This is a genomic window from Legionella feeleii, from assembly GCF_001467625.1.
Taxonomy (GTDB): domain Bacteria; phylum Pseudomonadota; class Gammaproteobacteria; order Legionellales; family Legionellaceae; genus Tatlockia; species Tatlockia feeleii.
In genome coordinates this window covers 1-9,453 of the sequence record NZ_LNYB01000020.1, presented here as the reverse complement: position 1 = coordinate 9,453, position 9,453 = coordinate 1, and the positions used below count along the sequence as shown (strand labels likewise).

Genomic DNA, 9,453 nt, shown 5'->3' with positions numbered 1-9,453 from the left:
CCTTTTGTTGATTATGTTCTTGGCGAACAATCAACAGGATACGCCACCTAATTTATTTTTCACATACACCAGATTCGAGCATAACTCGTTTGTTCGCTATCTAAATAACGTAGACAAATCGCCGTGCACGGTGAAAAGCTATGCGTATTGCTTGAAATTATTTTGGGATTACTTAGTTGATAAACAACTTGATTGGAAAGCTATTAATCTTGCGAGCTTGTCTGGATTTGTAGGCTGGTTAAGACAATCAAAAGAAACAGCTCAAATAATCGATTTACATGAAATCCAAGTCGCTAGGAAACCTGCCACTATAAACGTTATCCTGGGTTGCTTATCTAGCTTTTATCGGTTTCATAACCAACTTGGTAACACAGACGTTAAAGTTACTGAAACAGTAAACTTGCCCAATAATCGATATAAAGCACTTTTGCATCATATATATAAGAACAAACCATCACAAAGACGAATTGTGAGTGTAAAACAGGTAATACAACCGCCTAAAACTATTACTAAAGATCAGTTCGTTCAATTAAGAAATGCCTGCACTAATTACCGAGATCAGTTTTTAGTGTGCTTATTATATGAAACAGGCATTCGCATAGGACAAGCCTTAGCTTTAAGACATGAGGATATAATTTGTTGGAATAATGAGATTCATATTAGATATCGTTCTAATAATTTAAATGGCGTTAGGAATAAAACAACTACTCCTAATATAATACAAGTATCTGATGAGCTCATGGGATTATATAGTGGCTACGTCAGTACCTTGGATCAAAATAAACTCACCGAATATGTGTTTATAAATCTTACAACATATGAAGCGCTGCATTATTCCGTAGTTAAAAAGTTATTTGTTACGCTAAGCCGAAAATGTAATTTATACGTTCGTCCTCATATGTTGCGCCATTCCCATGCCTCTGATTTACTCAAATCAGGCTGGGAAATGTCTCTTATTCAGAAACGTTTAGGCCATGCAAGTGTTCAAACTACTATAGATATTTATACGCATATAGATACCAAACAGATGAAACAAGCGTTTAAACAATTTCTCTCCAACAAGGAGAAAAATTGATGAAAGCACATACTCTTAATCAAAGCTCATTAGAAAATCATGATACTTTATTCGATAAAGACGAATGGTTAGCATCCGATATTGGACTTTTGCCTGACGTAACGCATTCAATTTACTTAATAAAATTTACAAAAATAACAACGCCATGGCTAAAGAAAGCCGCTAAAAAATTCGTCAGATTCCAAGCCGCCACGAAGAGTTTTGCTACGTGTCGAGGTTATATAAGAAGCTTGAATCATTTTGATGATTATTTAAAAACTATTGAAGGCTCATTTACTGCAAATAATATAAATCGCTCTCATGTTGTCGGCTTAATGCAGTATTTAACTCAGAAAAATTTAAAGCCAATGACAAGGGGAATTATTCTCATTAATTTGCGTGTATTTCATCAGATTGGTCTACTTGAGGGTTGGCTAGATTGGCCAGAAAAACCCATTATCTATAATAGCGATTTACCACGAGATATTAATAAATTACCTAAGTTCATTAGTAATCACGTAATTAATCAACTAAAAGCGCATCTACATAACTTCCCTCAATGGATGCAGAATTTTATTACCGTTTTAATGGAAACAGGAAGACGTATAAGTGAGGTATGCTCGCTAAGTTTCGATTGCCTTGAGCATGATGGAGATGGTGATTTATTACTTCGAGTAAAAGAACAGAAACTAAAGCGTATTCGCTTAATTCCTATATCAAAAGAGTGTATTGAAGCTATCAAGGCACAGCAAAACTTAGTTTTAGCAAACGAGGCATCAAAATATCTTTTCCCCAGCCAACGTTTATCTAAGTCCCCTACTGTTTCAGCCCCACATATAAACCGCTCATTAAATCAGCTCGCGATAGATCATAATATTAAAGACAGTAATGGCATTATCTGGCAATTTAGCTCGCATCAATTCCGACATACTATTGGAACACAGATGATTAACTCTGGAGTACCTCAAGTAATGGTTCAACAATACTTAGGCCATGAATCACCAGAAATGACAGCTCGATATGCTCACATACATAATGAAACTATGAAAAAGGCATTTACTGAGTATCAAGAGAAAATAGTAGATATAAAAGGCAAGATAAAACTAGGCGATGAAATAATTCATGCCAAATGGCTTAAAAGGAATATAATGAGCCAGGCTTTACCTAATGGCATGTGTTCCCTACCCTTAACACAAAATCGCTGTCCCCATGCTAATGCTTGTCTCACTTGCACACATTTTAGAACGTCGAAGCAATATCTTGAAAGGCATAAAACCCAACTTGAAGAAACAACAAAGGTTATTGAAAATGCAAAACAAAATGGCTGGCAACGCATCGAAGAAATGAATAATGAAGTGGCTTGTAATCTAAAATCAATTATTTTTACATTGGAAAATACGCATGAGTAATAAATATCCAGATACTACTGGTATTAAGGATGCTGCTAGAAAGAAAAGTGAAGAAACGTTAAGTAAAGTTCTTGAGGCGCTGAAAATTATGGAGGAGCAATCCATCTCAATTAATTTTAATTCCGTTTCCAATTTTACTGGTGTTACTAAGGCCTGGCTTTATAAACAGGCTAAAGTGAAGGATTTAATCCATAAAGCTAGAGATGCAAAAAATAATCTTCTAATGCAAGATCAGGCAATTCAATTAGGACTTAAAAATAAAGAAATTGATATTCTTACTAACCAAAATAAATATTTAAGACAGCAAATATCTGAATTAAAGCAACAACTGGAAGTTGCCTATGCTGCTATCTACAAACAAGAAGAATAAACATTTAAGTAGCTTTATATTGGCTTTCCTCATAAGTTTTTTCAAAACTATATAAGGATTTTATAACAGCATCATATGCTTCCTTCATAGGTGGAGCATCGTGTGGGCTGGCAGGTTTGTAAAAAACATCATGCTCAGTATCCCAAAATTTACTGATAAGCATCGGAATTAATTGAATTTCACAGTTAAATTCAGAAAATTGATTATGAATTCCTCTGTATTTATAAATATCATAATTTTCTATAGTAGTATGGTCAGTTTGGAACGGCTGTTCAAAATTATTTTCCAAATAACTTAAAAGTGGTGATTGAACTAGTTCTAAAAGTGTTAAAGGAAAAACTGAAATTCTGAGCCCAATGAGATCATTTAATTGAGTAATTGAATATTGTCTACCATCACGGAATACTCTACCCTCTTCTTTCTTTTTTAAAGCGGTTATCGCACTGTTGCAATCCTTTACCCTTGATGAGATTAATATTTTATTAGCGTGCACTGCCTCTAAAAGCTGGGTTTTGATAGTATGCTTAATTTCTATCTCAATATATTCTTTAGCTTTATAAAGCGCACTAGCTACCTTTAGATATTCCAATTGTAATCGACTTTCAACGTCCATATTAACCATATTAAAATACCTACATTAATCCTAAATCTTTTAGAATCTTATTTTTTACTGCGTCCCTTGGGCTTCCATTAGTAAAAATAAAAAGCCAGCTATTTCCATCACAAGCTTCTAGTCGCTCATTCAGCCAATTATCATCATGATCTTCAATAGCTTCTTTACTAATAATTACTTTATCTGTCTTATTGATATATATATCGTTTGTAAAGTGATATTTATAACCTGAGCTCTTTAATGCATTTAATCTACTCAGAGAAACTGGCATAATTAATTCCATTTAATTGAGATTAAAAAAGTATAGCAAGACTTCATATTCCATTAACAGATATATCATTGAATACTTTAAATACCATAATGTAAAAGATCCTTTAATATAGATAATCAGACTTAATGGGTGGTGCTGATTTAATAAGCACACACTGATATTATTGAATTATATGCATTTTTTAGCATTGTACTGAGCCGATAAGACAAAACCAACAAACAGTCTTTCAAACTTTGTTTATCCTAAATGCTTGTCCTTGGTTGGTGAAAAGATAAGGAAAGATATTTTTTGTTACCATATTGAAAATATTGGAGGCTCCTTAGGCAACTGTTGTGGTATATTACGCAGCCATTGGTACTTGGCCAAAAATTTGTTAAATGAATGATTTTTGCTGCCATTTTGTACGTTATTGGTACTAAAGGAGATAAAGTGTGCCAGGCAAAGCAAGTATCCTTGAGCTTCTTAAAAATAAGATTTCTTGCACCACCCTTTTGCTTGTCGAAGACAACTCAATCGCTTTACAAATGATTGAACTATATGCAGAAAAACCAGGATGTCATTGTACTTCTGTTACCAACGGCGAGGATGCGCTCGAAATAGCAAAATCCAAAGATTTTGATTTGATTATTACCGATATTGGCTTACCTCGGTTATCGGGTAGACAAATTCGTGTCTGGGAAAAAAGTTTAAATAAATCCCCGAAGCCTATAATTGGCTTGACAGCACGCGGTTTGTTCGAAGCAGAAAGTGAGTCTAAGCAAGCAGGAATGAACCATGTACTCTCCAAACCAATAAAGTCGGAGGTATTAAAGTCTATTCTTGCCCAATTCCTGCCTGAACGATTCGTTATATCCTCTGCTAATAAAGCCAATAAGCAAGTTCTTGCAGTTGATACATTAGATACTGAAAAATAATTACTTGATAAGCATCTTCTACTCGAGGCCAAAGAAGGAGTTTAAACTATGAAATATTTACTGGGCATGCTTTTGAATGGCGTCTAGTTTATGTTAAAACGCAGATTTATATAATCAACGGTTAGATATCTGAAAATGATAGGGGCATTATCGTGAATGGGTTAAATCATCCATATGAAAAAAGTGTCACGGAGTTATTTGAAAAGCAAGTTGAGAAAACACCACAACTAATTGCCCTGCACCATAAGCATGTTGATTATTCTTATATGCAATTGAATGAAAAAGCTAATCAATTTGCCCATTGGTTGGTAAAAAATGGCGTTAATCAAGGCGATTTTGTAGCTATCCTTTTAGAACCCAACGCTGAATTTATGATTTGCATACTTTCAATCATCAAGCTCGGTGCAATTTATGTCCCTTTAGATACAATGGCGCCTCAAAAAAGATTAAAAGAAATAACCAATGATGCAAAACCAAAACTTATAATAACCAGTGAAGAATATAAAACTCGATTAAATAAAACAGGCACCACCATTGCCCTTATAAAGCATATGCATATGGAATCAACCAGTTACTCCAAAGCTAATCTCAGAATAACTATTGATCCAAATTTACCACTTTATCTAATGTATACATCTGGCTCTACAGGAAAACCTAAAGGCATACTCATACCGCACGAGGCTGTAGTGAATCTAGTTAAAGTAGATAATTATGCCGATATCGGCGAAGGCACTACAGTTGCTCAGTTTAGTAACCTTGCTTTTGATGCATGTACCTTTGAAATTTGGAGCGCTTTTCTTAATGGAGCCATTCTTTCAATTATACCTGCACCTATAAGAACAAATTACAACGATCTGAAAATTTATCTTCAAAACCATAAAATTGATTGTTTATTTTTACCTACAGGCTATTTCCATCAATTAATCAAATCTTTCCCTAAGACACTCAACTCCGTCAAGAAGATTATTTTTGGTGGTGAACAAGTGAATCATGTCTTAATAAAAAAATTTCTCAGTTATCGAAAAATAAATAACCTTTCTGTAACGCTTATTAATGGATATGGACCGACAGAAGCAACAACATTCACATGTCGGCATATTATGACGGAAAAGAGTGAATTTGATGATGAAGAATTCATGAGCATTGGAAACACCATAGCACACGTCAAAACTTACATTCTCGATGAAAATAAAAATCAAGTCCCTGAAGGCGAACTCTATATTAGTGGTGTTAATTTAGCACTTGGTTATCACAATAGTGAAAATCAAAATCAAGAAAAATTTACATCCAATCCTTTCGAAAGTATTAAACCCTACGAGCGAATTTATAAAACAGGTGACAGAGTTAAATTACTGCCCTCTGGAAAATTGTTATGTCTCGGCCGCCTGGATGATCAAGTAAAAATAGGTGGTTTTAGGATACATTTAAATGAAATTGAAAATGAATTGATGAAGCACGAGGCGATCAGTTTAGCTGCTGTTGTAGTCGAAATTGGTGGTGGACTTCATAAGATGCTTACTGCCTATATTGTGTTTGCATCCCAAAAATCAGTGGACCATGCCGATGATATTCGTGCGTTCTTAAGCCTGAACTTACCACCTTACATGCTACCCGCAAAATACGTGGTTGTGGATGAGTTGCCTTTGACATTGGTTGGAAAAGTTGATAAAAAAAATCTCGATAAACTACCCCATACTGATTTGTCATTTCATGTCGATACCTCGTCAGCCAGCGCTATCGAAGAAACTATTAAAAAAATTTGGAAACACTTACTAAATCGTTCAAATATTGAAACTAATAGGAATCTATTCGAATTAGGTGCCAACTCCCTACTAATGACAGAAGCCTGTGCAAGAATAAACGATGAACTTCATGCTGAATTAAAGATATCGGATTTATTAACTTATCCGACAATCCATCGCTTGAGTCGTTTTCTCGAAGGTGATCTCGATGTACCGACTGTGAGAGAACAGCATGCAATGCGTTCCTCAGACATTGCCATTATTGGCATGAGTTGTCGTTTTCCAAATGCAAATTCACCACAAGAATTTTGGGAAAATCTTTGTCAGAGCAAGGTTAGTTTGGATCATTTTACAGAGGAAGAATTAGTACATAGAACAAACAAATCACAGCATAAACACTTTGTTCCGGTTAGAGGTATATTGGCTGATGTTGAACAATTTGATGCAAATTTTTTCGGATTCAATCCAATAGATGCTAGTTTGGCCGATCCACAACAACGTGTTTTTCTAGAATGTGCATGGGAAGCAATCGAGCAGGCTGGTGTTGTACCAAGCCAAATGGGAACCAAAACAATTAGCGTTTTTGCGGGTATGGCAGACAGTACTTACCTACACGAAAATTTGTTAAAAAACAGCTGGTTTTGTCAAGAGATAGATCGTTTCCAGCAACGTATTGCAAGTAGCTTGGGTATGTTAAGTACCCAAGTATCTTATCGTTTAAATTTGAAAGGACGTAGCATCAATATTAATACAGCTTGCTCTACTGGATTAGTTGCAGTTGCACAGGCCTGTCAAGAGTTGATGATGGGAACCAGTGATGTTGCATTAGCGGGCGCCGTTTCAATTACGGTTCCGCAAATAGATGGTTATGTTTATCAACCTGGTGGTATTGAATCCCCTGATGGACAGTGCCGTCCTTTTGAAAGTCGTGCTAATGGAACTGTCTTTGCTAATGGCGCAGGAGTGGTTATTCTCAAAAGACTGGAAGATGCACTCGCTGATAACGATACAGTTTATGCAGTAATAAAAGGGGTTGGCGTTAATAATGATGGCTCAGATAAATTAGGATATACGGCTCCCAGCGTGCATGGTCAGATGACCTGTATACGTGAAGCACTAACTAGAGCTAATGTAAAAGCAGATGAAATTGGTTATGTGGAGGCACATGGTACAGCTACGGCTTTAGGTGATGTTGTTGAGATAGAAGCACTTTCGGCGGTATACCGTGAGCAGACAAACAATAAACAATACTGTGCTTTGGGTTCTGTAAAAGGAAATATTGGACATAATGATGTTGCGGCAGGAATGGCTGGCCTGATTAAAACAATCCTATGTCTCTTCCATAAGAAAATCCCTTCCATGCCAAATTTTGAAAAACCGAACCCCAATATTAATTTTGCGGAAAGTCCTTTTTTTATTAACCCACAATTGGTCGATTGGAAGATAGGAACAAGTAAACGATATGCTGCTACCAGTTCATTTGGGGTTGGTGGAACCAATGTGCATATGGTTTTAAGTGAGCATGTTCAAGCTCCTCCAACTGCAGAGACAGCAAGTGAATACTTAATGGTGCTTTCTGCAAAAACTGAAGCAGCACTTCAGCAAAATGTAGAAAAATTTACTGACTTTTTAGAGCATTCTAAACATGGTGATTCACTTGGTTTTGCAGATATTGCATATACCCTCCAAACTGGGCGGGAACCCTTCCAGTGGAGATGTTTTAGTGTTGGAAATACTGTGGATGAAATAGTAAAGGAATTTTCACGGAATAAAATGAATTTCTGGGATGAGAATATTCATCACAATGTTGTTTTCATGTTCCCAGGACAGGGAATGCAATATCATCAGATGGCGGCTCAGTTAATGGATGAAATTCCTTTTTTTGCCTCATTAGTACGTCATGGCATTGAGTTAGCTTCATCACATCTGGGGGTGGATTTACTTGAGATTATTAATAATCCATCCGATCAAAGATTAAATCAAACACAATATGCTCAACCCGCCCTCTTTATTATAGAATATGCATTAGCCAATTTGTTAATATATTACGGCTTAAAGCCAGATGCAGTCATTGGGCATAGTATTGGTGAATACGTTGCAGCCTGTTTATCAGGTATTTTCACTTTTGAAGATGCTATTGCAGTCGTATGCCAAAGAGGACTTCTCATGACTAGTGCTTCAACTGGTGAGATGTTAGCAATCGAATGTTCGAAATCGGAATTACCTGCTTATCTGAATCAAGCTGAATTGGCTTTACATAATTCAATAAATCATTGTGTAGTATCTGGAAAGGCATCTGACATTCATCAGTTAGAACAAACTCTTTTGAAGGATGGAAAATTATTTCGAAAGTTGAAAGTTAGCCATGCGTTTCATAGTAGTAGTATGGAAGAAATTCAGAAGCCATTTATAAGTTTATTTTCAAATATTACACTGTCTGCTCCTCAAATCCCTATTATCTCTAATGTTACTGGAACATGGCTTTCAGCGCAGGAAGCAACCGATCCGAATTACTGGTATAAACATTTGCGTCAAACTGTACAATTCTGTAAAGGAATTGAAACTGTGTTGGAAGACCAGCATCTTTTTTTTATAGAGGTGGGTCCTGGTCAAAGTTTAAACGTATTCCTTAAAGAGATCGTCAATCATCATAAAAAGAAAGTAAGCAGCATTAATGTTTTAACTAATAGTCACACGCAAAAAAATGATCTCAAGCAATTACTCACCGTGATCGGTATGGCATGGCAACATGGTTTTCAAATCACATGGCCTGCAATGTATGAAGATGTACAACCTAAACATCTTCCCCTTCCAACTTATGCTTTTCAAAAGCAAAAATATTGGATAGATTCTGATACAAAACAGACATCATTTGACGGTAAACCCACCTTCTACAAACCAATATGGTCCCAACAACAAATTTGTCCATTTGAATTAAGTGATACTATCGAGAATTTACATGACCATACCTGGATTATTTTCAAAGATAAGCTAGGCTCAATCACCATTTAAATTGAATACAATAAAAAAATCCGTAAACTGTTATTTTTCACAATTTCAAGGGAATAGTAGTCAAATGC

At 35.7% G+C, this 9,453-nt stretch carries 7 protein-coding genes; 5 read left to right on the top strand and 2 right to left on the bottom strand.

What is annotated here, in order from left to right; all coding sequences use genetic code 11:
- From Lfee_RS03310 to Lfee_RS03300, 3 genes are all read left to right on the top strand, one after another.
- A partial coding sequence (locus Lfee_RS03310; RefSeq protein ID WP_156413354.1) for a tyrosine-type recombinase/integrase occupies positions 1-1,075 on the top strand: 1,075 nt, incomplete at its 5' end.
- A complete protein-coding gene (locus Lfee_RS03305) occupies positions 1,075-2,463 on the top strand; it encodes a tyrosine-type recombinase/integrase (RefSeq protein WP_058443871.1) in 1,389 nt (462 codons plus the stop codon). The genes Lfee_RS03310 and Lfee_RS03305, both read left to right, overlap by 1 nt.
- On the top strand, positions 2,456-2,833 hold the full coding sequence (locus Lfee_RS03300; protein ID WP_058443870.1) for a DUF6262 family protein: 378 nt from the start codon (positions 2,456-2,458) through the stop codon (positions 2,831-2,833). The genes Lfee_RS03305 and Lfee_RS03300 overlap by 8 nt, the downstream gene beginning before the upstream one ends.
- 4 nt (positions 2,834-2,837) lie before the next feature.
- Here Lfee_RS03300 and Lfee_RS03295 read toward each other — a convergent pair whose 3' ends face one another.
- Positions 2,838-3,455, bottom strand: coding sequence for a nucleotidyltransferase family protein (locus tag Lfee_RS03295; RefSeq protein ID WP_058443869.1), 618 nt, complete (start codon positions 3,453-3,455; stop codon positions 2,838-2,840).
- A gap of 10 nt (positions 3,456-3,465) precedes the next feature.
- Positions 3,466-3,717, bottom strand: a complete 252-nt coding sequence (locus Lfee_RS03290) for a hypothetical protein (RefSeq protein WP_058443868.1) — start codon at positions 3,715-3,717, stop codon at positions 3,466-3,468.
- Between the two features lie 431 nt (positions 3,718-4,148).
- Between Lfee_RS03290 and Lfee_RS03285 the strand changes: the two genes are divergently transcribed.
- Positions 4,149-4,631, top strand: a complete 483-nt coding sequence (locus Lfee_RS03285) for a response regulator (protein ID WP_058443867.1) — start codon at positions 4,149-4,151, stop codon at positions 4,629-4,631.
- Between the two features lie 152 nt (positions 4,632-4,783).
- Positions 4,784-9,385: a type I polyketide synthase gene (locus Lfee_RS03280; RefSeq protein WP_058443866.1), complete on the top strand. Its 4,602-nt coding sequence runs from the start codon at positions 4,784-4,786 to the stop codon at positions 9,383-9,385.
- The last annotated feature ends 68 nt before the right edge of the window (positions 9,386-9,453 follow it).